24 protein-coding genes are annotated in these 26,766 nt (G+C 58.6%); 20 read left to right on the forward strand and 4 right to left on the reverse strand.

What is annotated here, in order from left to right:
* Window positions 1-4 precede the first annotated feature (4 nt).
* Complete coding sequence (locus DJ564_RS31950; RefSeq protein WP_162556142.1) at window positions 5-412, forward strand: hypothetical protein; 408 nt, start codon at window positions 5-7, stop codon at window positions 410-412.
* 653 nt (window positions 413-1,065) lie between these two features.
* Here DJ564_RS31950 and gltA read toward each other — a convergent pair.
* Window positions 1,066-2,355, reverse strand: a complete 1,290-nt coding sequence (gltA, locus tag DJ564_RS09540; protein WP_109628635.1) for a citrate synthase — start codon at window positions 2,353-2,355, stop codon at window positions 1,066-1,068.
* Between the two features lie 363 nt (window positions 2,356-2,718).
* Between gltA and sdhC the strand changes: the two genes are divergently transcribed.
* The 12 genes from sdhC to DJ564_RS09600 all read left to right on the forward strand — a co-directional run bounded on the left by sdhC (window position 2,719) and on the right by DJ564_RS09600 (window position 17,271).
* Window positions 2,719-3,093, forward strand: coding sequence for a succinate dehydrogenase, cytochrome b556 subunit (sdhC, locus tag DJ564_RS09545; protein ID WP_082555868.1), 375 nt, complete (start codon window positions 2,719-2,721; stop codon window positions 3,091-3,093).
* Window positions 3,087-3,455 (forward strand): succinate dehydrogenase, hydrophobic membrane anchor protein, encoded by a 369-nt coding sequence (gene sdhD, locus DJ564_RS09550; protein ID WP_007945134.1) that lies wholly within the window; start codon window positions 3,087-3,089, stop codon window positions 3,453-3,455. Before sdhC ends, sdhD begins: the two co-directional genes overlap by 7 nt.
* Window positions 3,456-3,458: 3 nt before the next feature.
* Entirely contained in the window at window positions 3,459-5,234 is a 1,776-nt protein-coding gene (gene sdhA, locus DJ564_RS09555; RefSeq protein ID WP_008032662.1) for a succinate dehydrogenase flavoprotein subunit, read from the forward strand.
* 11 nt (window positions 5,235-5,245) lie between these two features.
* Window positions 5,246-5,950: a succinate dehydrogenase iron-sulfur subunit gene (locus tag DJ564_RS09560; protein ID WP_010456852.1), complete on the forward strand. Its 705-nt coding sequence runs from the start codon at window positions 5,246-5,248 to the stop codon at window positions 5,948-5,950.
* A 259-nt stretch (window positions 5,951-6,209) separates the two neighbouring features.
* Window positions 6,210-9,041 (forward strand): 2-oxoglutarate dehydrogenase E1 component, encoded by a 2,832-nt coding sequence (locus tag DJ564_RS09565; protein WP_109628636.1) that lies wholly within the window; start codon window positions 6,210-6,212, stop codon window positions 9,039-9,041.
* A 42-nt stretch (window positions 9,042-9,083) separates the two neighbouring features.
* Complete coding sequence (gene odhB / locus DJ564_RS09570; protein ID WP_033056077.1) at window positions 9,084-10,304, forward strand: 2-oxoglutarate dehydrogenase complex dihydrolipoyllysine-residue succinyltransferase; 1,221 nt, start codon at window positions 9,084-9,086, stop codon at window positions 10,302-10,304.
* Between the two features lie 110 nt (window positions 10,305-10,414).
* Window positions 10,415-11,851, forward strand: a complete 1,437-nt coding sequence (lpdA, locus tag DJ564_RS09575; protein WP_077749772.1) for a dihydrolipoyl dehydrogenase — start codon at window positions 10,415-10,417, stop codon at window positions 11,849-11,851.
* A 200-nt stretch (window positions 11,852-12,051) separates the two neighbouring features.
* Window positions 12,052-13,218, forward strand: coding sequence for an ADP-forming succinate--CoA ligase subunit beta (gene sucC / locus DJ564_RS09580; protein WP_008148602.1), 1,167 nt, complete (start codon window positions 12,052-12,054; stop codon window positions 13,216-13,218).
* Window positions 13,218-14,099 (forward strand): succinate--CoA ligase subunit alpha, encoded by an 882-nt coding sequence (gene sucD / locus DJ564_RS09585; protein WP_008148605.1) that lies wholly within the window; start codon window positions 13,218-13,220, stop codon window positions 14,097-14,099. Before sucC ends, sucD begins: the two co-directional genes overlap by 1 nt.
* A gap of 457 nt (window positions 14,100-14,556) precedes the next feature.
* Entirely contained in the window at window positions 14,557-15,870 is a 1,314-nt protein-coding gene (gene brnQ, locus DJ564_RS09590; RefSeq protein WP_109628637.1) for a branched-chain amino acid transport system II carrier protein, read from the forward strand.
* A 262-nt stretch (window positions 15,871-16,132) separates the two neighbouring features.
* On the forward strand, window positions 16,133-16,870 hold the full coding sequence (locus DJ564_RS09595; RefSeq protein ID WP_109628638.1) for a DUF599 domain-containing protein: 738 nt from the start codon (window positions 16,133-16,135) through the stop codon (window positions 16,868-16,870).
* Window positions 16,870-17,271 (forward strand): MAPEG family protein, encoded by a 402-nt coding sequence (locus DJ564_RS09600; protein ID WP_109628639.1) that lies wholly within the window; start codon window positions 16,870-16,872, stop codon window positions 17,269-17,271. The genes DJ564_RS09595 and DJ564_RS09600 overlap by 1 nt, the downstream gene beginning before the upstream one ends.
* A 67-nt stretch (window positions 17,272-17,338) precedes the next feature.
* Here the strand turns inward: DJ564_RS09600 and DJ564_RS09605 are convergent, their stop codons facing one another.
* On the reverse strand, window positions 17,339-17,572 hold the full coding sequence (locus DJ564_RS09605; RefSeq protein WP_109635983.1) for a hypothetical protein: 234 nt from the start codon (window positions 17,570-17,572) through the stop codon (window positions 17,339-17,341).
* 157 nt (window positions 17,573-17,729) lie between these two features.
* Here DJ564_RS09605 and DJ564_RS09610 point away from each other — a divergent pair, with 157 nt between their 5' ends.
* From DJ564_RS09610 to DJ564_RS09625, 4 genes are all read left to right on the forward strand, one after another.
* On the forward strand, window positions 17,730-18,206 hold the full coding sequence (locus DJ564_RS09610) for a PaaI family thioesterase (RefSeq protein ID WP_109628640.1): 477 nt from the start codon (window positions 17,730-17,732) through the stop codon (window positions 18,204-18,206).
* Window positions 18,203-18,655, forward strand: coding sequence for a PaaI family thioesterase (locus DJ564_RS09615; RefSeq protein WP_109628641.1), 453 nt, complete (start codon window positions 18,203-18,205; stop codon window positions 18,653-18,655). Before DJ564_RS09610 ends, DJ564_RS09615 begins: the two co-directional genes overlap by 4 nt.
* Before the next feature lie 81 nt (window positions 18,656-18,736).
* Entirely contained in the window at window positions 18,737-20,641 is a 1,905-nt protein-coding gene (gene htpG, locus DJ564_RS09620) for a molecular chaperone HtpG (RefSeq protein ID WP_109635985.1), read from the forward strand.
* A gap of 66 nt (window positions 20,642-20,707) precedes the next feature.
* Window positions 20,708-21,436: a dienelactone hydrolase family protein gene (locus DJ564_RS09625; RefSeq protein ID WP_109628642.1), complete on the forward strand. Its 729-nt coding sequence runs from the start codon at window positions 20,708-20,710 to the stop codon at window positions 21,434-21,436.
* Between the two features lie 134 nt (window positions 21,437-21,570).
* On the opposite strand, the gene DJ564_RS09630 is transcribed toward DJ564_RS09625, so the two are convergent.
* On the reverse strand, window positions 21,571-22,431 hold the full coding sequence (locus tag DJ564_RS09630; RefSeq protein WP_109628643.1) for a pirin family protein: 861 nt from the start codon (window positions 22,429-22,431) through the stop codon (window positions 21,571-21,573).
* Between the two features lie 61 nt (window positions 22,432-22,492).
* Window positions 22,493-22,909, reverse strand: coding sequence for an OsmC family protein (locus DJ564_RS09635; RefSeq protein ID WP_109628644.1), 417 nt, complete (start codon window positions 22,907-22,909; stop codon window positions 22,493-22,495).
* A 148-nt stretch (window positions 22,910-23,057) separates the two neighbouring features.
* Between DJ564_RS09635 and DJ564_RS09640 the strand changes: the two genes are divergently transcribed.
* The 3 genes from DJ564_RS09640 (at window position 23,058) to DJ564_RS09650 (ending at window position 26,761) form a co-directional block, all read left to right on the forward strand.
* Window positions 23,058-24,062, forward strand: a complete 1,005-nt coding sequence (locus tag DJ564_RS09640; protein ID WP_109628645.1) for an amidohydrolase family protein — start codon at window positions 23,058-23,060, stop codon at window positions 24,060-24,062.
* A gap of 147 nt (window positions 24,063-24,209) precedes the next feature.
* Window positions 24,210-25,586, forward strand: a complete 1,377-nt coding sequence (locus DJ564_RS09645; protein WP_109628646.1) for a pyridoxal-phosphate dependent enzyme — start codon at window positions 24,210-24,212, stop codon at window positions 25,584-25,586.
* Window positions 25,583-26,761, forward strand: a complete 1,179-nt coding sequence (locus DJ564_RS09650) for a PLP-dependent aspartate aminotransferase family protein (RefSeq protein WP_109628647.1) — start codon at window positions 25,583-25,585, stop codon at window positions 26,759-26,761. The genes DJ564_RS09645 and DJ564_RS09650 overlap by 4 nt, the downstream gene beginning before the upstream one ends.
* The last annotated feature ends 5 nt before the right edge of the window (window positions 26,762-26,766 follow it).

The following is a 26,766-nucleotide window of genomic DNA, read 5'->3' on the forward strand; positions in this document are numbered from 1 at the left end:
GACCATGTTCTTTCAGGTGTACATATCCATTCTTGCGGTAACGGCGGCTGGCGGTTTCGCCCTTACGGCGACTCACTTTTTTTTCAAACGCCAAAAAAAAGTAAGCAAAAAAAGGCTCGCCCCGAACGTCCGGCCCCTCGCCTTGGCTCGGCGTTCCTTCGCTCCGGTATCCATCCGGGGACACTGCCCTCCGGTCTGCTTCGCGACGACCTACATGCAGCGTGTTCGACTGCGTCGAACGGCGCTACGCGCCACTCCCCGGATGAACACCTCCACTCAGCCTCCCGAAGGGGCGGGTGGATCAAGATCAAGAGCTGAAGGCGAGCTAACGCTCGGCCTGATGAGTGGTGAGAAGCAGGTGTACGTCGATCTGCTTTATGTGGGAGTGAGCCTGCTCGCGATGGCGGCCTGACAGCCGACCAATCTCTTGCAGGTATACACCGAACCCTGTGGGAGCTGGCTTGCCTGCGAAGGCGGCTTGGTAGCCGACCTGTACTTGCGGATGTACGCAAGCTTCCCGAAGGCTTTGGCTGTGGCTGTGGCTGTGGCTGTGGCTGTGGCTGTGGCTGTGGCTGTGGCTGTGGCTGTGGCTGTGGCTGTGGCTGTGGCTGTGGCTGTGGCTGTGGCTTTGGCTTTTGACGTTGATCTTGATCTTGATCTTGATCTTGATCTCTCGCCCCTTCGGCAGGCCGAGCGTAGGTGTTCATCAGGGGGTTAGGCGCGTAGCGCCGTGCGGCGAAGCCGCACACATCGAGAGGAGGTCGTCGCGAAGCAGACCGTAGGCGATGCCCCCTGATGGACACCGTAGCGAGGGAACGCGGAGCCTCAGCGAGGCGCCGAACGCCGGGGTGAAGCCTTTTGCTTACTTTTCGGCGTCTGGAAAAGTGAGTCGCTGTAAGAGCGAAACCGCCAGTCGCCGTTACCGCAGAAACGGATATGCACCCAACCCAAAACCCAGTCGGCCCACCGGCCGCTGAGACCACTGAAACCGCACAAACAAAAACGGCCTCTATATAAATAGAGGCCGTTCCCGGTACAACTTAAGACGTTATCGCAAGACAGGTCTTATTTGCGGTCTTCCAGCTTGGTAATGTCACGCGACTCGTAGCCAGTGTACAGCTGGCGCGGACGGCCAATCTTGTACGGGCTGGAGAGCATTTCTTTCCAGTGGGAGATCCAGCCGACAGTCCGCGCCAGAGCGAAGATCACGGTGAACATGCTGGTTGGAATGCCGATCGCCTTGAGGATGATCCCCGAGTAGAAGTCGACGTTCGGGTACAGCGAGCGCTCGATGAAGTACGGGTCGGTCAGCGCGATCTCTTCCAGGCGCATAGCCAGTTCGAGTTGCTTGTCGTGCTTGATACCCAGTTCCTTCAGCACTTCGTCGCAAGTCTGCTTCATGACGGTAGCGCGCGGGTCGCGGTTTTTGTAAACGCGGTGACCGAAGCCCATCAGCTTGAACGGATCGTTCTTGTCCTTGGCCTTGGCGATGTACTTGTCGATGTTCGACACATCGCCAATTTCATCGAGCATGGTCAGAACAGCTTCGTTCGCGCCGCCGTGGGCAGGGCCCCACAGTGCAGCGATGCCGGCGGCGATACAGGCAAACGGGTTGGCACCCGAAGAGCCGGCCAGGCGTACAGTGGAAGTCGATGCGTTCTGCTCGTGGTCGGCATGGAGGATGAAAATCTTGTCCATGGCGCTGGCGAGTACCGGGCTGATCGGTTTGATCTCGCACGGGGTGTTGAACATCATGTGCAGGAAGTTTTCCGCGTACGTCAGGTCGTTGCGCGGGTACATCATGGGTTGGCCCATGGAGTACTTGTAAACCATCGCTGCCAGGGTCGGCATCTTGGCAACCAGGCGAATCGCGGATATTTCGCGATGCTGCGGGTTATTGATGTCCAGGGAGTCGTGGTAGAAGGCCGAGAGGGCGCCGACTACACCGCACATGACGGCCATTGGGTGGGCGTCGCGACGGAAGCCGTTGAAGAAGGTCTTCAGCTGCTCGTGAACCATGGTGTGGTTCTTCACGGTGCTGACGAACTGGGCCTTCTGTTCTGCGGTCGGCAATTCGCCGTTGAGCAGCAGATAGCAGGTTTCCAGGTAGTCCGATTTTTCAGCCAGCTGTTCGATCGGGTAACCGCGGTGCAGCAGAATGCCGTTGTCGCCGTCGATATAGGTGATCTTCGACTCGCAGGAAGCTGTCGACATGAAACCAGGGTCAAAGGTGAAACGGCCCGTGGCCGTCAGGCCCCGAACATCGATTACATCGGGACCAACGGTGCCGGTTAAAATGGGCAGCTCGACGGGGGCTGCGCCCTCGATGATCAACTGCGCTTTTTTGTCAGCCATGTGGCCTCCTATTTATGCTTGAAATCATCAGACAGACCCCCCACGCAGGGCCCGCACCACTATAGTGAGATAAATTCGAATGTCAATTTGCCTAAAGTCTTGCTCCAGAAGGCTTTAACCGGACTTTTTCCTCGAAATTGACTGCCATTTACGCCTTTTATCCAACTTGTGCAATGAGCTATTAGGGGAAGGTGAACGCGTTGTCATTAGTAGCCTAACTGTCTATACTCGGCCTCCGACCGCCAGGGGCTTTTGGGCCTGCTTTACTGGGGGTCGCACTCCCTGGGTGGTGGGTACCTGACCAGTGCACTCCCCAACAACTTTGCCCTGATTGTTAGGGGCTCTTCAGTGTGAAAAAAAGCCGTGAATAGCCAACGACCTGTAAACCTAGACCTAAGGACCATCAAACTCCCAGTCACTGCTTACACGTCCATTCTTCACCGAATCTCCGGAATCATCCTCTTCGTCAGCCTGGCCATCATGCTTTATGCATTGGACAAGTCGCTCGACTCGGAAGAAGGCTTCGGTCAGGTGAAAGCGTGTCTGACCAGTCCGCTAGCCAAGCTAGTGATTTGGGGCATCCTGTCCGCCTTGCTGTATCACCTGGTTGCCGGTGTGCGCCATTTGATGATGGACATGGGCATCGGCGAGTCGCTTGAAGGCGGCAAACTGGGCTCGAAAATCGTTATCGCCGTTTCCGTGGTGGTAATCGTTCTGGCAGGAGTCTGGATATGGTAACTAACGTCACGAACCTGTCGCGTTCGGGCCTCTATGACTGGATGGCACAACGTGTGTCTGCGGTCGTTCTCGCGGCTTATTTCATTTTCCTGATCGGATACGTCGTCGCCAACCCTGGCATCGGCTACGCCCAATGGCATGAACTGTTCGCAAGCAACTGGATGCGTATTTTCAGTCTCCTGGCCCTCGTTGCCCTCGGCGCTCACGCCTGGGTCGGCATGTGGACCATCGCGACCGACTACCTGACGCCAATGGCGTTCGGCAAGTCCGCGACTGCAATACGTTTCCTTTTCCAGGCAGTATGCGGCGTTGCGATGTTCGCTTACTTCGTCTGGGGTGTGCAGATTCTCTGGGGTATCTGATTCATGTCTACTACCGTTAATACGCTTTCGTTCGACGCCATCATCATTGGCGGCGGCGGTGCTGGCATGCGCGCTGCGCTGCAGCTGGCACAAGGTGGTCACAAGACTGCCGTGGTTACCAAGGTTTTCCCGACTCGTTCGCACACTGTATCCGCCCAGGGTGGCATCACCTGCGCCATCGCCTCGGCTGATCCGAACGATGACTGGCGCTGGCACATGTACGATACCGTCAAGGGTTCCGACTACATCGGTGACCAGGACGCTATCGAATACATGTGTTCCGTAGGCCCGGAAGCCGTTTTCGAACTCGAGCACATGGGCTTGCCGTTCTCCCGTACCGAACAGGGTCGCATCTATCAGCGTCCGTTCGGCGGTCAGTCGAAAGACTTCGGTAAAGGTGGCCAGGCTGCACGTACGTGCGCCGCTGCCGACCGTACTGGTCACGCGCTGCTGCACACCCTGTATCAGGCCAACCTAAAGGCCGGCACCGTATTCCTCAACGAATACTACGGCGTCGACCTGGTGAAGAACGAAGATGGTGCCTTTGTCGGCATGATCGTCATCTGCATCGAAACTGGCGAAACTTCCTACGTCCGCGCTAACGCCACCGTACTGGCGACTGGCGGTGCAGGTCGTATCTACTCGTCCACCACCAATGCCCTGATCAACACCGGTGACGGCGTCGGCATGGCCCTGCGTGCTGGCGTGCCGGTACAAGACATTGAAATGTGGCAGTTCCACCCGACCGGCATCGCCGGCGCTGGTGTACTGGTTACTGAAGGTTGCCGCGGTGAAGGCGGTTACCTGATCAACAAGCACGGCGAGCGTTTCATGGAGCGTTATGCTCCGAACGCCAAAGACCTGGCTGGTCGTGACGTTGTTGCTCGCTCGATGGTTAAAGAAATCATCGCCGGCAACGGTTGCGGTCCGGATGGCGACCACGTAATGCTGAAACTCGATCACCTCGGTGAAGAAGTTCTGCACAGCCGTCTGCCAGGCATCATGGAACTGTCCAAGACCTTCGCCCACGTCGATCCAGCCGTGGCGCCGATTCCGGTCGTTCCAACCTGCCACTATATGATGGGCGGCGTTGCCACCAACATTCATGGCCAGGCAATCACCCAGGACGCCGACGGCGTCGACCAGATCATTCCTGGTCTGTTCGCAGTGGGCGAAGTGGCGTGCGTATCGGTTCACGGTGCCAACCGTCTGGGCGGCAACTCGCTGCTCGACCTGGTGGTATTCGGCCGTGCGGCCGGCCTGTTCCTGGAGCAGACCCTGAAAGAAGGCGTTGATTACGCCCGTCCTCGCCAGTCCGACATCGACGCAGCCCTGGCTCGTCTCGATGGCCTGAACTCGCGTACCGAAGGCGAAGACGTCGCCACCCTGCGTAAAGAGCTGCAAAGCTGCATGCAGAACTACTTCGGTGTATTCCGTACCGGCGAATACATGCAGAAGGGTATTGCCCAGCTGGCTGATCTGCGTGGCCGTATCGCCAACGTCAAGATCAACGACAAGAGCCAGGCGTTCAACACCGCTCGAATCGAAGCTCTGGAACTGCAGAACCTGCTGGAAGTGGCCGAAGCCACTGCCATCGCTGCAGAGATCCGCAAAGAGTCCCGCGGCGCTCACGCCCGTGAAGACTACGAAGATCGCGACGACGAAAACTGGCTGTGCCACACCCTGTACTTCCCGGGTGACAAGCGCGTGACCAAGCGTGCTGTGAACTTCTCGCCGAAGACTGTTCCGACTTTTGAACCTAAGATTCGGACTTATTAAGGGTGGCCGCCATGTTGCAAGTCAGTGTTTATCGCTACAACCCTGATCAGGACGCTGCGCCGTTCATGCAGGAATTCCAGGTCGACACCGGTGGTAAAGACCTGATGGTGCTGGACGTGCTGGCCCTGATCAAAGAGCAGGACGAAGGTTTCTCCTATCGTCGCTCTTGCCGTGAAGGTGTTTGCGGTTCCGACGGCATGAACATCAACGGCAAAAACGGCCTGGCGTGTGTCACGCCGCTGTCTTCTGTCGTAAAAGGTAACAAGCTGATCGTTCGTCCGTTGCCAGGTTTGCCGGTTATCCGTGACCTGGTCGTCGATATGAGCATCTTCTACAAGCAATACGAGAAGGTTAAGCCATACCTGCAGAACGACACGCCGGCTCCGGCCATCGAGCGTCTGCAGACCCCTGAAGAGCGTGAAAAGCTCGACGGTCTGTACGAGTGCATCCTGTGCGCTTGCTGCTCGACCTCTTGCCCGTCCTTCTGGTGGAACCCGGACAAGTTCCTGGGTCCAGCTGCCCTGCTGCAAGCGTACCGCTTCCTGGCAGACAGCCGCGACACCAAGACTGCCGAGCGTCTGGCTTCGCTGGATGACCCGTTCAGCGTATTCCGCTGCCGCGGGATCATGAACTGCGTCAACGTCTGTCCGAAAGGCCTGAACCCGACTAAGGCCATCGGTCACGTACGTAACATGCTGCTGCAAAGCGGCGTGTGATTCAGCTGTAAAGGCAGGACCGTTGTACCCGTAGATGCTACGGCGCAGGCTTCAACCGGCGCCGTAGTTTTAACCTGAGCAGCAGCTTACAAGGCTGCGGCTCTTATTTTGAAGAAATGAGACAAGCAGGGGCATCCGGGCTGGTACCCGGACTATCAGCGTGATCCTAAGTGGCTTGTTTTGGTCGCTGCATTCGGACTTCTGCAAGTTTGCTCGGTGTCGACGCCGGTGGTGTTCCCCTAACCGAGGGTGACCAAGCATGCAAGAAAGCGTGATGCAGCGCATGTGGAACAGCGCCTACCTTTCAGGTGGAAACGCTGCCTATGTGGAAGAGCTTTATGAGCTCTACCTGCACGACCCTAACGCTGTGCCAGAAGAGTGGCGCACCTACTTTCAGAAGCTGCCTATTGACGGCAACTCTGCCACCGATGTTTCGCACTCCACAATTCGCGATCATTTCGTGCTGCTGGCAAAGAACCAGCGCCGCGCTCAACCGGTTTCCGCCGGGAGCGTGAGCAGTGAGCACGAGAAGAAGCAAGTTGAAGTGCTGCGATTGATCCAGGCCTACCGTATGCGTGGCCACCAGGCAGCCCAGCTTGACCCGCTGGGGCTGTGGCAGCGTCCTGCACCTGCAGACCTGTCGATCAATCATTACGGCTTGACCAATGCCGATCTTGATACGACCTTCCGTGCCGGCGACCTGTTCATCGGCAAAGAGGAGGCGAGCCTACGCGAAATTCACGAAGCGTTGCAGCAGACATATTGCCGCACCATCGGCGCTGAATTTACGCACATCACCGATTCCGAGCAGCGCCAGTGGTTCCAGCAGCGTCTGGAAAGCGTGCGTGGTCGTCCGACGTACTCCGCCGACATCAAGAGCCACTTGCTTGAGCGCGTGACCGCCGGTGAAGGCCTGGAAAAATACCTGGGCACCAAATACCCGGGCACCAAGCGTTTCGGTCTGGAAGGCGGCGAGAGCCTGATTCCGATGCTCGACGAACTGATCCAGCGTTCCGGCTCCTACGGCACCAAGGAAATCGTCATCGGCATGGCCCACCGTGGCCGTCTGAACGTGCTGGTCAACACCTTCGGCAAGAACCCGCGCGAGCTGTTCGACGAGTTCGAAGGCAAGAAGAAGGTCGAGCTGGGTTCCGGTGACGTTAAATATCACCAGGGCTTCTCGTCCAACGTCATGACCACCGGCGGTGAAGTTCACCTCGCGATGGCCTTCAACCCGTCTCACCTGGAAATCGTATCTCCAGTGGTCGAGGGTTCGGTTCGCGCCCGTCAGGATCGTCGTAACGACCCTACCGGCGAGAAGGTTCTGCCGATCTCCATCCACGGTGACGCGGCATTCGCCGGTCAGGGCGTGGTGATGGAAACCTTCCAGATGTCGCAGACCCGCGGTTTCAAGACCGGCGGCACCGTGCACATCGTGATCAACAACCAGGTTGGTTTCACCATCAGCAACCCGCTGGACTCGCGTTCCACCGAGTATGCGACCGACGTTGCGAAAATGATCCAGGCGCCGATCCTCCATGTGAATGGTGATGATCCGGAAGCCGTATTGTTCGTGACCCAGCTCGCCATCGACTACCGCATGCAGTTCAAGCGTGACGTGGTAATCGACCTGGTCTGCTACCGTCGTCGCGGCCACAACGAGGCCGACGAGCCAAGCGGCACCCAGCCGATCATGTATCAGCAGATCACCAAACAGCGCACCACCCGTGAGCTGTATGCCGATCGTCTGACCCAGGGCGGTGTACTCGACGCAGAGCGTGTTCAGGCGAAAGTCGACGAATACCGCAACGCGCTGGACAACGGTCTGCATGTTGTAAAAAGCCTGGTCAAAGAGCCGAACAAAGAGTTGTTCGTAGACTGGCGTCCGTATCTGGGCCACGCCTGGACCGCACGTCATGACACCCGCTTCGACCTGAAAACCTTGCAGGAACTGTCCGCCAAGCTGCTGGAAATTCCGGAAGGCTTCGTGGTTCAGCGCCAGGTTTCGAAAATCTACGAAGACCGTCAGAAGATGCAAGCCGGCGGCCTGCCGATCAACTGGGGTTACGCCGAAACCATGGCGTACGCGACCCTGGCGTTCGAAGGTCACCCGATTCGCATGACGGGTCAGGACATCGGTCGCGGTACGTTCTCGCACCGTCACGCTGTCTTGCACAACCAGAAAGACGCGGGTACCTACGTCCCGCTGCAAAACCTGTACAAGGGCCAGCCACGTTTCGACCTGTACGATTCGTTCCTGTCCGAAGAAGCCGTGCTGGCGTTCGAATACGGTTACTCGACCACCACGCCTGAGGCGCTGGTGATCTGGGAAGCCCAGTTCGGCGACTTCGCCAACGGTGCCCAGGTGGTTATCGACCAGTTCATCACCAGTGGCGAGCACAAGTGGGGCCGTCTCTGCGGTCTGACCATGCTGCTGCCGCACGGTTACGAAGGTCAGGGGCCGGAGCACTCGTCGGCTCGTCTGGAGCGTTACCTGCAACTGTGCGCCGAGCACAACATTCAGGTGGCCGTTCCGACTACCCCGGCTCAGATCTACCATTTGCTGCGTCGTCAGGTGATTCGCCCGCTGCGCAAGCCATTGATCGTTCTGACTCCGAAGTCGCTGCTGCGTCACAAACTGGCCGTATCGACCCTGGAAGATCTGGCCGAAGGTTCGTTCCAGACCGTGATCCCGGAAATCGATGCACTGGACCCGAAAAAGGTCGAGCGCGTTGTTCTGTGTAGCGGCAAGGTCTACTACGACCTGCTGGAAAAACGCCGTGCCGAAGGTCGTGATGACATCGCCATCGTGCGTATCGAGCAGCTGTACCCATTCCCTGAGGACGACTTGAACGAAGTCCTGGCTCCGTACACCAACCTCAAACATATCGTTTGGTGTCAGGAAGAGCCGATGAACCAGGGTGCCTGGTACTGCAGCCAGCATCACATGCGCCGCATCGTTGGCAATCACAACAAGTCGCTCGTACTCGAATACGCCGGCCGTGATGCTTCTGCTGCACCTGCTTGTGGTTATGCATCGATGCACGCTGAGCAGCAGGAAAAACTGCTGCAAGACGCCTTTACTGTTTAACGCCTTCGCGCACCTGAAACCGAATTTAAGGACTCACAGATAATGGCTATCGAAATCAAAGCCCCCACTTTCCCGGAATCGGTTGCCGATGGCACCGTTGCCACCTGGCACAAACAACCGGGCGACGCTGTAAAGCGTGACGACCTGATCGTCGACATCGAAACCGACAAGGTTGTGCTGGAAGTGTTGGCTACCGCCGACGGTGTGCTGGGCGCTATCGTCAAGAACGAAGGCGACACCGTTCTGTCCGACGAAGTCCTGGGCTCCATCGAAGCGGGCGGCGCTGCTGCCGCCCCAGCTGCTGCCGCTGCTCCGGCCGCCGCACAAGCTGCTGCTCCAGCCGCTGAAGGCGAAGACGATCCTGTTGCTGCACCGGCTGCTCGCAAGCTGGCTGAAGAAAACGGCATCAACATCGCCTCCGTTGCCGGCACTGGCAAAGGCGGTCGTGTGACCAAGGAAGACGTGGTTGCAGCCGTTGCTGCCAAGAAAGCCGCTCCGGCTGCCGCGCCTGCCAAGGCTGCAGCCCCGGCTGCCGCTGCTCCTGTGTTCGCCGCTGGCGACCGCATCGAGAAGCGCGTTCCAATGACCCGCGTTCGCGCTACCGTGGCCAAGCGCCTGGTAGAAGCGCAGTCGAACATGGCGATGCTGACCACCTTCAACGAAGTCGACATGACTGAAGTCATGGCCCTGCGTTCGAAGTACAAGGACCTGTTCGAGAAGTCCCACAACGGCGTACGCCTGGGCTTCATGTCGTTCTTCGTCAAGGCTGCCACCGAAGCGCTGAAACGCTTCCCGGCTGTCAACGCGTCGATCGACGGTGCCGACATCGTTTACCACGGCTACGCTGATGTCGGTGTGGCTGTTTCCAGCGACCGCGGCCTGGTTGTACCGGTTCTGCGTAACGCCGAACTGATGAGCCTGGCTGAAATCGAAGGCGGCATCGCCACCTTCGGCAAGAAGGCTCGCGACGGCAAACTGTCGATGGACGAAATGACCGGCGGTACGTTCACCATCACCAACGGTGGTACCTTCGGTTCGATGATGTCGACCCCGATCGTCAACCCGCCACAAGCGGCCATCCTGGGCATGCACAACATTCTGCAGCGTCCTATGGCGATCAACGGTCAGGTCGTAATCCGTCCGATGATGTACCTGGCTCTGTCCTACGATCACCGTCTGATCGATGGCAAAGAAGCTGTGACCTTCCTGGTTACCATCAAGAACCTGCTGGAAGACCCGGCTCGTTTGCTGCTGGATATCTGATTTCGTTGCACGGGCCGGCCAGTGATGGGCGGCCCTCCTGTAATGACCAGCTTCGTCCCACGACAATCCCCAAAAGGGATTGTCCGGTTTGATTCGAGAAGGAATGACACATGACTCAGAAATTCGACGTGGTAGTGATTGGCGCGGGCCCTGGCGGTTACGTGGCTGCCATTAAAGCAGCGCAACTGGGCCTCTCCACTGCCTGCATCGAGAAATACACCGACAAGGAAGGCAAACTGGCCCTCGGCGGTACTTGCCTGAACGTCGGCTGCATTCCATCCAAGGCGCTGCTGGACAGCTCCTGGAAATACAAGGAAGCCAAAGAAGGCTTCGCCATCCACGGTATCAATCACGCTGGCGTGACCATGGACGTGGCGGCAATGGTTGGCCGTAAAGCCAACATCGTCAAAGGCCTGACCTCTGGCGTTGCTACCCTGTTCAAGGCGAACGGCGTCACTTCCCTGCAAGGCCACGGCAAACTGCTGGCCGGCAAGAAAGTTGAACTGACCAAGCCAGACGGCACCGTTGAAATCATCGAAGCCGAGAACGTGATTCTGGCTTCGGGTTCGCGTCCTATCGACATTCCACCGGCTCCGGTTGACCAGAACGTGATCGTCGATTCGACTGGCGCGCTGGAATTCCAATCCGTACCTAAGCGTCTGGGCGTGATCGGCGCTGGCGTCATCGGTCTGGAACTGGGTTCGGTGTGGTCGCGTCTGGGTTCGCAAGTGGTTGTCCTGGAAGCGCTGGAGAAGTTCCTGCCAGCCGCTGACGAAGCCGTTTCCAAGGAAGCCTTCAAGACCCTGACCAAACAAGGTCTGGACATCAAGCTGGGCGCTCGCGTCACCGGTTCCAAAGTGAACGGCGACGAAGTCGTTGTGAACTACACCGATGCCAACGGCGAACAGAACATCACCTTCGACAAGCTGATCGTTGCCGTTGGTCGCCGTCCAGTGACCACCGAACTGTTGGCTGCCGACAGCGGTGTGAACATCGACGAGCGCGGTTTCGTATTCGTTGACGACCAGTGCGCCACCAGCGTGCCGGGCGTTTACGCGATCGGTGACGTGGTTCGCGGCATGATGCTGGCGCACAAGGCGTCCGAAGAAGGCATCATGGTGGTTGAGCGCATCAAGGGCCACAAAGCCCAAATCAACTATGACCTGATCCCGTCTGTTATTTATACTCACCCGGAAATCGCGTGGGTCGGTAAAACCGAGCAGGTCTTGAAGGCTGAAGGCGTTGAAGTTAACGTTGGCACCTTCCCGTTCGCAGCCAGTGGCCGTGCCATGGCAGCCAACGACACCGGCGGTTTCGTGAAAGTCATTGCCGATGCCAAGACTGACCGCGTATTGGGCGTCCACGTGATTGGCCCGAGCGCTGCAGAACTGGTTCAGCAGGGCGCGATCGGCATGGAATTCGGCACCAGCGCTGAAGACCTGGGCATGATGGTTTTCTCCCATCCGACCCTGTCCGAAGCCTTGCACGAAGCAGCTTTGGCTGTGAATGGCGGCGCCATCCACATTGCCAACCGCAAGAAGCGTTAAGACAAGACAATAAGAAACCACGGCGGAAGGCCCGTCGTGAGCCTTGCGTGCAAGACTCACCGCGGAATGTCCGCCGGACGCAGCCTTGCGTAGTCTCACCGGTTATCCGGAACACCTACGCAAGCAGCAGTCACAGGTGGTGCGGCACTTGAACAAGTGCAGCACCGAATGCGCAGTACCTAACGAAGACGGTAATAAGCATGAATCTTCACGAGTATCAGGGTAAGCAGCTGTTCGCTGAATACGGCCTGCCAGTATCCCAGGGTTTCGCCGTAGACACCCCGGAAGCAGCAGCAGAAGCGTGCGACAAAATCGGCGGGACCGAATGGGTTGTCAAAGCCCAGGTTCACGCAGGTGGTCGCGGTAAAGCGGGCGGCGTAAAGCTGGTTCGCAGCAAAGAAGACGCCAAGGCCTTCGCACAGCAGTGGCTGGGCAAGCGTCTGGTGACTTACCAGACTGACGCCAACGGCCAGCCAGTCACCAAGATCCTGGTTGAATCGTGCACTGATATCGCTAAAGAGCTGTACCTGGGCGCTGTCGTTGACCGTTCGAGCCGTCGCATCGTGTTCATGGCTTCCACCGAAGGTGGCGTGGACATCGAGAAAATCGCTCACGACACACCAGAAAAAATTCTGAAAGCCACTATCGATCCACTGGTTGGCGCTCAGCCATTCCAGGGTCGCGAGCTGGCATTCCAGCTGGGTCTGGAAGGCAAGCAAGTTGCTCAGTTCGCCAAGATCTTCGTAGGTCTGGCCAAGCTGTTCAAGGATCACGACCTGGCTCTGCTGGAAGTGAACCCGCTGGTGATCAAGGCTGACGGCGATCTGCATTGCCTCGACGCCAAGATCAACATCGACGCCAACGCCATGTACCGTCAGCCTAAGCTGAAGACTTTCCACGATCCGTCGCAAGACGATCCGCGCGAAGCGCACGCTGCCAAGTTCGAACTGAACTATGTAGCGCTGGAAGGCAACATCGGTTGCATGGTCAACGGTGCTGGCCTGGCCATGGGTACCATGGACATCGTCAACCTGCATGGCGGCAAACCAGCCAACTTCCTCGACGTGGGCGGCGGTGCTACCAAAGAACGCGTTACCGAAGCGTTCAAGATCATCCTGTCCGACACTAACGTCGCTGCAGTACTGGTCAACATCTTCGGCGGCATCGTTCGTTGCGACATGATTGCCGAAGGCATCATTGGCGCCGTGAAAGAAGTCGGCGTGAAAATCCCGGTTGTTGTTCGCCTTGAAGGCAACAACGCTGAGCTGGGCGCTAAAGTACTGGCAGAAAGCGGTTTGAACATCATCGCTGCTACCAGCCTGACCGACGCTGCTCAACAAGTCGTTAAAGCTGCGGAGGGCAAATAATGAGCGTCCTGATCAATAAAGACACCAAAGTTATCTGCCAGGGTATTACCGGTTCGCAAGGTAGTTTCCACACCCAGCAAGCCATCGAATACGGCACCAAGATGGTTGGCGGCGTAACTCCTGGCAAAGGCGGCACCGAGCACCTGGGCCTGCCAGTGTTCAACACCGTGAAAGATGCTGTAGCTGCCACTGGCGCCACCGCCAGCGTGATCTACGTTCCAGCTCCTTTCTGCAAGGACTCCATCCTGGAAGCAGCATTCGGCGGCATCAAGCTGATCGTTTGCATCACTGAAGGCATTCCTACCCTGGACATGCTGGATGCCAAGGTCAAGTGCGACGAACTGGGCGTAGTCCTGATCGGTCCTAACTGCCCAGGCGTGATCACTCCAGGCGAATGCAAGATCGGCATCATGCCAGGTCACATTCACTTGCCAGGCAAGGTCGGTATCGTTTCCCGTTCCGGCACCCTGACCTACGAAGCTGTTAAGCAGACCACTGACGCCGGTTTCGGTCAGTCGACTTGCGTCGGCATCGGCGGTGACCCGATCCCGGGTTCGAACTTCATCGACATCCTGAAGCTGTTCCAGGAAGACCCGAAGACCGAAGCGATCGTAATGATCGGTGAGATCGGCGGTTCGGCTGAAGAAGAAGCGGCTGCCTACATCAAGGCACACGTGACCAAGCCGGTTGTTTCCTACATCGCTGGTGTGACTGCCCCTGCGGGCAAGCGCATGGGCCATGCTGGCGCAATCATCTCTGGCGGCAAAGGCACTGCAGACGAGAAGTTTGCTGCCCTGGAAGACGCAGGCGTTAAAACCGTGCGTTCGCTGGCAGACATCGGCAAGGCTTTGTCCGAGCTGACCGGTTGGGCGATCAAGTAAGCCTCGCGCTTACCTGACGCTTCACCAAACAAAGGCCACCTTCGGGTGGCCTTTGTCGTTTCTGGAGATTGTGATGGGCCGTTGTGGCGAGGCGATTTATCCCCGTTCGACTGCGCAGCAGTCGTAAAACCATTGTATGCGGTGCATCTGATACACCTCGAATTCAGGTTTTGGGGCCGCTTCGCGACCCAACGGGGATAAATCCCCTCGCCACGGGGTTCTGTGCAAGTAAATAAAATATGTAAACGCGACACAGAAATGTCGCGTATCGGATAGATCGCCCCTTAACAGTGCGTTTGTCGGGCAAATTCGTTAGGCTAGCCGCCATTTTTGCGTTTGCGTCCCACAAGGAAGCGTCGCGCTAAACGGGTCAGTCCTATACGGACCGACAGCATTTCCCTCACCCCTCAGGGAAATCCCTCTCTAAATTCCGATTCAGTAGTGTGGTATTTCCTTAATGAAAGTGTTGAAAGGCCAGGACATCCTGGCACTTGGTTTTATGACGTTTGCCCTGTTTGTCGGGGCTGGCAACATCATCTTCCCGCCTATCGTCGGCTTGCAGTCCGGGCCCAATGTCTGGATGGCGGCACTGGGCTTTCTGATCACAGCGGTCGGTCTGCCGGTCATCACGGTGGTTGCACTGGCCAAGGTCGGCGGCGCGATGGATGCGCTGAGCAGCCCGATCGGCAAAGTCGCCGGCGGTTTGCTGGCTGCGGCGTGTTACCTCGCGGTTGGCCCGTTGTTCGCCACGCCGCGCACCGCAACCGTGTCGTTCGAAGTGGGCCTGGCGCCGCTGACCGGCGAAAGCCCGTTGGCGCTGTTCCTCTACAGCTCGGTGTACTTCCTGCTGGTGTTCTTCATTTCGCTGTATCCGGGCCGTTTGCTGGATACCGTGGGACGTTTCCTCGCGCCGCTGAAGATCATCGCCCTGGCCGCCCTCGGCATCGCCGCGTTCGCACTGCCGGCCGGCGATATTGGCGTGGCCACGCCTGAGTATGTCGCGGCACCGTTCTCCCAGGGGTTCATCAATGGTTACCTGACCATGGATACCCTTGGCGCGCTGGTGTTCGGCATCGTCATCGTCAACGCGATCCGCTCCCGTGGCGTCGAGTCTCCAGCGCTGATCACCCGTTACGCGATCATCGCCGGTTTGATCGCTGGCGTGGGCCTGGCGCTGGTGTACGTCAGCCTGTTCCGGCTGGGTTCCGGCAGCCATGAAGTGGCGGCGGGTGCAACCAACGGCGCCGCGGTGCTGCACGCTTATGTTCAGCATACCTTCGGTTCGTTGGGCAGCGGCTTCCTGGCGGTGCTGATCTCCCTGGCCTGTCTGGTCACGGCGGTCGGTCTGACCTGCGCTTGCGCTGAATACTTCAGCCGTGTGCTGCCGTTGTCTTACAAGACATTGGTCATCATCCTCGCCGCATTCTCCCTGCTGGTGTCCAACCTGGGCCTCACCAATCTGATTGCGTTCTCGATCCCGGTGCTGACCGCGATTTATCCGCCGTGTATCGCCTTGGTGGCGCTGAGCTTCTGCAAGGACTTCTGGCATGAACAGGGCCGTATCGTTGGCCCGGTGATGCTGGTGTCGTTCATCTTCGGCATGATCGATGCGCTCAAGGGCGCGGGTCTGGCGGACTGGATGCCGACTCAGCTGTCCCACTTGCCACTGAGCGAGCAGGGCCTGGCGTGGCTGGTGCCGTCGGTGATGACCCTGGTGGTTGCGGTGGTGTGCGACCGTCTGCTGGGCAAGCGCGAAGAAGCGCTGGCTTAAGCGGCTTCATGGCCCGCCACAAGCGGGTCTTGAGCCTCTACAGAAATGCCCCGTATCAATCGATACGGGGCATTTTTTATGCGCGTGATGCGGTGTCTTTTTTTGTCAGCTAACGTCGAAACACTGCAAATCCCCTGTGGGAGCGGGCTTGCTCGCGAGGCGGTGGGTCAGTCGACATCAATGTTGAATGATAAGCCGTCTTCGCGAGCAAGCCCGCTCCCACAGGGTTTCGGTGTACCGATCTCACATCACAAGGACCTGCATGTCGTTCATCCACGCCAACATCATCCACATCCTCGCCGCCGTCTGGTTTGTCATCTGCTGGGGCGGTTACACCCGATACGCCTCGTGGAAAGGCCGCGACACCGCGTGCCTGGCCAGTGTGCTGCACTTGTACCGTGAAGACTGGATGCGCCGTATGCTGCTGCGCGATAACCGCATCGCCGACGCCAGTGTGGTCGGCAACCTTGAGCGTAACGCCTCGTTCTTCGCCTCCAGCACGCTGATTATCCTGGCCGGTATTCTTACGGTGCTCGGCGCGTCCGAACGGGCCGTGTCGTTGCTGGCGGATATTCCGATGGTGCAGCAGGCGTCGCAAGGCATGTCCGAGATCAAGTTGCTGTGTCTGGCGCTGGTGTTTGTCTACGCGTTCTTCACCTTCAGTTGGTGCATGCGCCAGTACAACTTCGCCGCCATTTTGATCGGATCGGCGCCAATGGTTGGCGAGCGCCACGTGTCTGAACAAGAGCGCAAAGCCTTTGCGGCCCGCGCGGCCCGGGTTATCTCCATGGCCGCCAACCAGTTCAACTTTGGCCTGCGTTCTTACTACTTCGGCATGACCATGCTGGCCTGGTTTGTCAGCCCGTGGCTGTTCATGTTGATGAGTGCCGGCGTGGTGCTGGTGTTGTATCGCCGGGAGTTTCATTCCGACGTTCTCGATGTGATGGTCTATACCCCTACAGAGGCGCCATTGCCCGAAGCCAACAAAGAGGCCGCTTGATGAGTATTCCGTTCTGGTGCGTGTTTATCAGCGCCTTGCTGATTTACGTGGCAAAGATTCCGGTGGCCAAGGCCATGAAAGAGCAGGGCGGTTACGACAATCACCTGCCGCGTCAGCAACAAGCGCAACTCACAGGCTTTGGCGCCCGCGCGGTGGCGGCTCATCAAAACTGCTTCGAGGCATTCATATTATTTGCGGTGGGAGTGTTGATGGCGCACACCACGCAAACGGCCGGGTGGCTGATCGATTCGCTGGCAATCATCTTCGTGATCACCCGGATCATTTATTTGCTGTGCTATTGGGCAGATCTTGCCTGGCAGCGGAGTCTGGTGTGGTTCATCGGACTAGTGTGTTCGTTGCTGCTGATGATTAGTCCGACTTTTAGAACTATTTTGCTCTAGCGGGACAAATCACAGGCAAAAGAAAACCCGCACTTGGCGGGTTTTCTTTATCACGCTAAAAACTGTTTTAGTTTTTAGGTGCTTCTTTTGCTGCCGCTGCATCCGATTCAGCCTGAGCTTTGGCGGCTTCGGCGTTTTCTTTCGCAGCGTCGTTCACTTTATCCTGAGCTTTGTTCATGTCTTGCTGAGCTTGCTCGGCATGTTGGTTAGCATCTTGAGCTTTGTCCTCGGATTTTTTATCGCAAGCAGCGAGACCGAGGGAAGCGGTCAACATCAAGGCAATAGCTAAAGTCTTACGCATGGGGTGTATCTCCTTATGGAAAATATCTACTGGCCTTTCGAGCACAGCCATCAGGGTTAAGTTCCTCAATTCGTTCAGATATATAAGATTATTCCCACGGGAACTTTTACGAATACGCTGAATACGATTTTCGAGTACTAAAAAGAGTGTTTATCACATGTCCGAAAACCCCGTTTTTGAGCGCGCGACGCGATTTCTTTCGGCGCTCAGGCATTGTCAGGTATTGGGTTTGCGCGTTCACAGCGCCAGCAGCGACGGACTGACGGTCATCCTGCCGTACAGCCCGCAAATCGTAGGCAATCCGCGAACCGGGGTGATCCATGGCGGTGCGCTGACCTCACTGATGGACACCGCCTGCGGCATGTCGACCCTCTGCGTCCTGCCCGAATTTGAAGTCTGCCCGACCCTCGATTTGCGCATCGACTACATGCACGCCGCCGAGCCTCACAAGGATGTCTACGGTTTCGCCCAATGCTACCGGGTGACCACCGACGTGATCTTCGCCCGCGGCTTTGCCTATCAGGACGATCCCGAGCAGCCGATCGCCCATGTCGTCGGCACATTCATGCGCATGGGCAAGGCCGTCAAAGGCACCAAGGGTTTTGGCGGTGCGATCGCCGGAGGTGCGAAATGACTGACACGTTCAAGGAACAACTTCAGCAGGCCCACGAGCAGGGCGATTACGCCTCGCTGCTGCATTTGCTTCCCTACGCCAAACTGATCGGCATCGAGTGTTCGCGTGTCGGGGATGAGTTGCTGTTTCGCCTGCCGGCCAACAAGGACAACATTGGTAACCCTTTGCTGCCCGCCATCCATGGTGGGGTGATCGCCGGGTTCATGGAGCTGTCCGCAGCGCTGCACCTGCTGATTTTCACCGGCTCGCCCGGTGTGCCGAAGATCATCGACTTCTCCCTCGACTACCTGCGAGCCGGGCAATTTCGCGATACCTGGGCCAAATGTCAGGTTTGCCGCCAGGGCCGGCGCGTGGCAAACGTGGCGATTACGGCCTGGCAAACCACCGAAGCCGAACCAATTGCCACGGCCCGCGGCCATTTCAAAATTGAAGAGCCCTTGAAATCCTGAACTCAGCCCCAAACTCTGATGACAACCCGCCGCCGACCCTCAAGGTCGCGGCCACTGCCATCTGATTGGAGTTTGATGACCATGAGTGTGGAAACTCAAAAGGAAACCCTGGGCTTCCAGACCGAGGTGAAGCAATTGCTGCACCTCATGATCCATTCGCTGTATTCCAACAAGGAAATTTTCCTTCGCGAATTGATCTCGAACGCCTCTGACGCTGTCGACAAATTACGTTTCGAAGCCCTGTCCAAGCCTGAACTGCTGGAAGGTGGCGCCGAACTGAAAATCCGTGTGAGCTTCGACAAGGACGCGAAAACCGTCACCCTCGAAGACAACGGCATCGGCATGAGTCGTGAAGACGCGATCACCCACTTGGGCACGATCGCCAAATCCGGCACTGCCGACTTCATGAAACACCTGTCTGGCGATCAGAAGAAAGACTCGCACCTGATCGGTCAGTTTGGTGTCGGTTTCTACTCGGCCTTCATCGTTGCCGACAAAGTCGACGTGTTCAGCCGCCGTGCCGGTGTTGCCGCCAGCGAAGGCGTGCACTGGTCGTCCAAGGGTGAAGGCGACTTTGAAGTGGCCACCGTCGAGAAAGCCGAGCGCGGTACCCGTATCGTTCTGCACCTGAAGTCCGGTGAAGACGAATTCGCCGATGGCTGGCGCTTGCGCAACATCATCAAGAAGTACTCCGACCACATCGCTTTGCCGATCGAGTTGCCGAAAGAAGTGGCAGCCGTCGAAGGCGAAGAGAAGCCGGCCGTTGAATGGGAAACCGTCAACCGCGCCAGCGCCCTGTGGACCCGTCCTCGCACCGAGATCAAGGACGAGGAATACCAGGAGTTCTACAAGCACATCGCTCACGATTTCGAGAATCCGCTGAGCTGGAGCCACAACAAGGTCGAAGGCAAGCTGGAATACAGCTCGCTGCTGTACGTGCCGACCCGTGCTCCGTTCGACCTGTACCAGCGTGAAGCGCCGAAAGGCCTGAAGCTGTATGTGCAGCGCGTATTCGTCATGGACCAGGCCGAGTCGTTCCTGCCGCTGTACCTGCGCTTCATCAAGGGCGTGGTCGATTCCAACGACCTGTCGCTGAACGTGTCGCGGGAAATTCTGCAGAAAGACCCGATCATCGACTCCATGAAGTCGGCGCTGACCAAGCGTGTTCTGGACATGCTGGAAAAACTGGCGAAGAACGAGCCTGAGCAATACAAAGGCTTCTGGAAGAACTTCGGTCAGGTCATGAAAGAAGGCCCGGCAGAAGACTTCGCCAACAAAGAGAAAATCGCTGGCCTGTTGCGTTTCGCCTCCACTCAGGGCGAAGAAGGTGAGCAGGTTGTGGGTCTGGCGGATTACCTGGCTCGCGCCAAGGAAGGTCAGGACAAGATTTACTACCTGACCGGCGAAACCTACGCGCAAGTCAAAAACAGCCCGCACCTGGAAGTCTTCCGCAAGAAAGGCATCGAAGTGCTGCTGCTGACCGACCGCATCGACGAGTGGCTGATGAGCTACCTCAGCGACTTCGACGGCAAGAGCTTTGTCGACGTGGCCCGCGGTGACCTGGACCTGGGCAACCTGGACTCGGAAGAGGACAAGAAAGCCGCGGAAGAAGTCGCCAAGTCCAAAGAGGGCCTGGTTGAGCGTCTGAAAACCGCGCTGGGCGACTCCGTTGCCGAAGTACGGGTTTCCCACCGTCTGACTGATTCCCCGGCGATTCTGGCCATCGGCGAGCAGGACCTGGGCATGCAGATGCGTCAGATCCTCGAAGCCAGCGGTCAGAAGGTGCCCGATTCGAAGCCGATTTTCGAATTCAACCCGGCTCACCCGCTGATCGAGAAGCTCGACAATGAGCAGAGCGACGAGCGCTTCGGCGACCTGTCGCACATCCTCTTCGATCAGGCGGCCCTGGCGGCCGGCGACAGCTTGAAAGACCCGGCCGCGTATGTGCGCCGCCTCAACAAGCTGCTGGTTGAACTGTCGGTTTAACTGAGTTGTACAAAAACCCGCTTCGGCGGGTTTTTTCATTCTGGTGTCTTTTGCTGGGAGTTAGTCATGAGCCAAATCACTGTTCGTTCCGTCGCTTATCAGATTGATGGCCAGTCGTATGAAAGCCGCCTGGCGTTCGATGCCGGCCACAAAGGCCCACGACCCGGTCTGTTGATGGCGCCAAACTGGATGGGCGTCAGTGCCGGTGCCGAGAAGATTGCCAGGTCGGTGGCAGCGAAGGGTTATGTGGTGCTGATCGCGGACCTGTACGGTCAGTCGGTACGCCCGCAGAACGCCGACGAGGCGGGCGCAGCGATGATGCCGCTGAAGAACGACCGCGGGTTGCTGCGCACGCGCATGCAGGCGGCGTTCGAACAGTTGCAAGGGCAGGGCGAGGCGGCGGTCGATACCTCGAAGCTGGCGACTTTCGGTTTCTGTTTTGGCGGTTGCTGCGCACTGGAACTGGCCCGCACGGGCGCGCCGGTCAAAGCGGCGGTGTCGTTCCATGGCACGCTGGATACGCCGAACGTCAACGATGCGAAAAACATCAAGGGCTCGGTGCTGGTGTTGCACGGCGCGTCCGATCCGTTGGTGCCGAAAGAGCAATTGCCGGTGTTTGAACAGGAAATGAACGCAGCGGGCGTGGATTGGCAACTGCTGAGCTACGGCGGTGCGGTGCATTCGTTTACGGATCCGCATGCGGACGTGCCGGGCAAGATGATGTATGACGCGAAGACGGCGGGGCGGGCGTTTGCCTCGATGCACAATTTGCTGGATGAAGTGTTCAAGGGTTGATTGCTCTTTCGGCCCTGACATCGTTGGTGTCAGTGCCGACCTCATCGCGAGCAGGCTCGCTCCCACAGGGGAAATGCATTCCAGATGTGGGAGCGAGCCTGCTCGCGATGGCGGTGTCACTCACACAGAATATTTCAAGGCAATTCGATTCGCTCAACTTCCCCGGGCACCGTCGGCCAATCCCCGGCCGTCCAGCGTCGCCGCGCTTCATCGATCGCCGCCGGGTCGCTCGCCACAAAATTCCAGTTGATCCGCCGCGGCCCGTCCAGCGGCGCCCCGCCAAACAGCACCGCGTGACAGTCGCTCTCGGCGAACAACGTCATTTCCTCTCCGGCAGGCAACACCACCAGCGCATGCGGTTCCAGCAGTTCGCCATCCAGCTGCGCTTCGCCACTGAGCACATACAGCGCCCGTTCTTCATGCTCGGCCGGAATCAGCAAGGTGGTCGCAGTTTGCAGGTTCAGCTCCGCATACAACGTAGGAGAAAGCACCGGTACCGGCGATTCCAGGCAAAAGCCTGACCCGGCAATCATCCGGATCTTCACGCCAAGGTTATCGCTGACCGGCAACGTCGCCGCCGGGTGATGGCTGTAGTGGCCTGGGCCCTGTTCATGCTCCTTGGGCGATGCCAGCCAGATCTGCAAGCCGTGCATCGTGAAGCCGCTTTCTTTCAAGGCTTCAGGGGTACGTTCAACGTGAGCAATCGCACTGCCCGCCGTCATCCAGCTGACATCACCGGCTTCTACCACCTGATCGGAGCCAAGGCTGTCCTTGTGCTGGATTTTGCCTTCGAACAAGTAGGTGAGCGTGGACAGGCCAATGTGCGGATGCTGACGGATGTTCATGCCTTTACCCGCCGGATAACGGGTTTCGAGCATGTGGTCGAAAAACACGAAAGGCCCGACGCTGCGGCATTTGGCCGACGGCAATGGGCGGAGAATGGGCTGGCCTTCGACATCTTCGGCGCGAGGGCGGATCACGAGCGGAGTGTTCATGGTGCATTCCAGGCTGAGCGGGTGACGCGTGGAGCATAACCCGCTTGCGCAGCCCTTGCCGCTATTGGCTGAAGGCACCTTCGGACAGGTGGGTTTCGATGCTGACTTCAGAGCTGGTCATCAGCTTGTGCACCGGGCAGCGGTCGGCCACGCGGTGCAGCTCGTCGCGCTGTGCGTCGGTGAGCACACCCTTGAGGGTCAGCTTGACGTGCAGGGCGTATTTGCCTTTCTGCTCTTCGCTGTTGTCACGTTTGACTTCGACCGTGACGCCGGTCAGCGGAATGTCTTTCTTCTTCGCGTACATCTTCAGCGTCAGGGCCTTGCAGGCGCCTAGGGCAGCGTCGAAGTAATCGTGTGGCTCAGGGGCCGTGCCTTCGCCGCCGGATGTGGTCGGCACATCGGCAAAGAGTTCGTGGTCATCGATCTGGACGCTGTGGCGAAAACCTTCGGCGGAAACGGTATTGACGGTAACGGTCATGAGAAGCCTCCCAGGCTAAAAAGTCATTCGATCAAAAAAGACCTTGAAGGTATAGAGCATTCCTACTGGTGCGCGTTCCACTTTATTACAGGATGAACCGCTTCGAGTGCGCGGAGGTCTACGTGTTTCCTGCCCCCGGAGATTGCCCGTGCCCTTGTTCCGTTTGAGCCTTGCCTGTTTGCTGGCGCTGTCCAGTGCTTACGCCAATGCACGCGAATACGCCTACAGCGACGCGCACCTGCATTACGTGGACTTTTTCCAGGAAACGGCCGGCATGCCGACATTGCTCAAGGCCATGGACGACAATGCCATTGAGCACGTGATGATTTCCGGCATCCCGGTGGCGAAGAAATGGCACGAAGACGAACCGAAGCGCCCACGCTATTACGCCGGTGATGACGCCGATGCCTATTGGTACAGCGCCACTGATGTGATCGTTGCGGCGGCGGTGAACAAATTGACGCCCGAGCAGCGCCAGCGTTTTCACCCGTTCCTGTCGGGCTTCAACCCCAACGACAAAAACTCCGCGGCCCACATCCAGCGCATGCTCGACCTTAATCCGGGGCTGTGGCAGGGGATTGGCGAAGTGTTTACCCGGCACGATGACCTGACCGCGCTGACTTCCGGTGATACGCCACGGGCCAACAACGAAGCAATGACGCGGATCTATCACCTCGCGGCCGAGAACGACTTGCCGGTGATGCTGCACTCCAACATCACTTCCAAGCGTGAGAAAAATCCGCTGTACCTGTCGGAAGTCGAGGAACCGCTGCGTAATCATCCGCACACGCGATTCATTTGGGCTCACGCGGGCACCAGCGCTGAAGTCCATCGGCATCAGACCCAGCTGGATTTTCTGTTGCCGACCCTGACACGAATGCTCGAGGCTTACCCCAATCTGTACATCGACCTGTCCTGGAGCATGCTGACGCCTTATCTGCTGGATGAGCAGGGCAAACCCTCGCAAGCCTGGCTGAAACTGGTGGAGCGCTTCCCGGATCGCTTCATGCTCGGCTCTGATGTAGTGGGACGATTCAACAAGCTTGGTAAGGAAATGCTCAGCTTCGATCCGTTTCTCGACGCCTTGCCTGAGCAGGTTGCGAGAAAAGTCGCACGGGACAATTTCCTGTCGATTCTGCCGCGTAACCGTTAAGGCGCCAGGCGACCGATTGGCTGCAGGCGGTTGCGGATGACGCAATCCGTGCCTATGTTCCAAGCGAGGCATTATTGGCGACTCGCGTGCGATAACCCGCCGCAGTCGCTGTCCATCCAGTGCGGATTCTCGCAGCGAGGTTACGACATGCCAAACGACTCCCGCCCTGCCGTGCTTGAACTGATCGGCAATACGCCGCTGGTGCGCGTCAGCCGCTTCGATACCGGCCCGTGCACACTGTTTCTCAAACTCGAATCGCAGAACCCCGGCGGTTCGATCAAGGATCGCATCGGCCTGGCGATGATCGACGCCGCCGAACGCGATGGCCGTCTGCAACCCGGCGGCACCATCGTTGAGGCCACCGCCGGCAATACCGGCCTCGGCCTGGCCCTGGTCGGCCGTGCCAAAGGTTATCGAGTGGTGCTGGTGGTGCCGGACAAAATGTCCACCGAGAAGGTCTTGCACCTCAAGGCCATGGGCGCCGAGGTGCACATCACCCGTTCCGACGTCGGCAAGGGCCATCCCGATTACTATCAGGACGTGGCGGCGCGGCTGGCGCAGGAAATTCCCGACGCGTTCTTCGCCGATCAATTCAACAACCCGGCCAACCCGCTGGCCCACGAGTGCAGCACCGCGCCGGAAATCTGGGCGCAGACCCAGCATGATCTGGACGCCATCGTCGTCGGTGTCGGTTCGGCCGGCACGCTGACCGGGCTGACGCGCTTCTTCCAGCGCGTGCAGCCTAACCTGGAAATGGTGCTGGCCGACCCGGTCGGCTCGGTGATGGCCGAGTACAGTCGCAGTGGCATTCTCGGCAAGGCCGGGTCCTGGGCGGTGGAGGGCATCGGTGAGGATTTCATTCCGTCGATTGCAGACCTCTCAAGCGTGCGCCATGCCTATTCGATCAGCGACGAGGAGAGCTTCGATCATGCCCGCCAGTTGCTGCGCGCCGAAGGCATTCTCGGCGGCTCCTCGACCGGCACATTGTTGGCGGCGGCCCTGCGTTACTGCCGTGAGCAAACCGAGCCGAAGCGCGTGGTCAGCTTCGTCTGCGACACCGGCACCCGCTACCTGTCGAAGGTCTACAACGACCAGTGGATGAACGATCAGGGCCTGCTGCAATACAAGCGCTACGGCGATCTGCGCGACCTGATCGCGCGGCGCTTCGAGGATGGCCGCGTGATCAGCGTCGGCCCCGACGACACACTGCTCACGGCCTTCCAGCGCATGCGCCTGGCGGATGTCTCACAACTGCCGGTGCTGGCGGACGGTAAGCGGCTGATCGGTGTGATAGACGAGTCCGACATTCTGCTGGGTGTGCACCAAGACGCTTCGCACTTGCGCATGCCCGTGGCCAGTGCGATGACCGACAAGTTGCAAACCCTGCCGGCGGACGCCAGTCTGGCCGAACTGCAGGCGGAGCTCGATCGCGGGCTGGTGGCGATCATCGCCGATGCCTCGGGCTTCCATGGCTTGATTACGCGAGTCGACATGCTCAATCACTTACGGAGATCCCTTTCATGAGTCAGCACGATGAATCCGGCGCGTCACGTGCCTTCGGCACCCGTGTGATCCATGCCGGACAGACGCCGGATCCTTCCACCGGGGCGCTGATGCCGCCGATTTATGCCAACTCCACGTACTTGCAGCAGAGCCCCGGCGTACACAAGGGCCTCGACTATGGGCGCTCTCATAACCCGACGCGTTTCGCGCTGGAACGTTGCGTGGCAGACCTCGAGGGCGGGACCCGGGCGTTCGCCTTCGCCTCCGGACTGGCGGCGATTTCCACCGTACTGGAGCTGCTCGACGCCAACGCGCACATCGTCTCCGGCAACGACCTGTACGGCGGAACATTCCGACTGTTCGACAAGGTGCGTCAGCGCAGCGCCGGGCATCGGTTCAGCTACGTCGACCTGACCGACCTGTCGGCCTTCGAAGCGGCGTTGCAGGACGACACGCGGATGGTCTGTGTCGAGACGCCGAGCAATCCTTTGCTGCGCCTCTCTGATCTCGCCGCCATTGCGCGCATCTGCCGCGAGCGCGGCATCCTCTGCGTGGCCGACAACACCTTTGCCAGCCCGTGGATACAGCGCCCGCTGGAGCTGGGTTTCGATATCGTGGTGCACTCGACGACCAAGTACCTGAACGGCCACTCAGACGTGATCGGCGGTATCGCGGTGGTCGGGCAGAACGCTGAACTAGCCGAGCGCCTGGGCTTCTTGCAGAACGCGGTGGGCGCTATCGCCGGGCCGTTTGACGCGTTCCTCACCCTGCGTGGGGTGAAGACCCTGGCGTTGCGCATGGAGCGCCATTGCAGCAACGCGCTGGAGCTGGCGCAATGGCTGGAGCGTCAGCCGCAGGTGGCGCGCGTCTACTATCCGGGCCTGCCGTCGCACCCGCAGCATGAACTGGCCCGGCAGCAAATGCGTGGATTCGGCGGGATGATATCCCTCGATCTGAACAGCGACCTGGCCGGCGCCAGGCGCTTCCTTGAAAGTGTGCAGATTTTCGCCCTGGCCGAGAGCCTGGGTGGGGTGGAAAGCCTGATTGAGCACCCAGCGATCATGACCCACGCCACCATCCCGGCAGACACGCGCGCGCAACTCGGCATTGGCGATGCGCTGGTGCGTTTGTCCGTGGGTGTCGAGGATGTCGAAGACCTGCGCGGTGATCTGGCCCAGGCGCTGGCGCGAATTTAGCTTTC

The sequence above is a fragment of the Pseudomonas sp. 31-12 genome, from assembly GCF_003151075.1.
Classification (GTDB): Bacteria; Pseudomonadota; Gammaproteobacteria; order Pseudomonadales; family Pseudomonadaceae; genus Aquipseudomonas.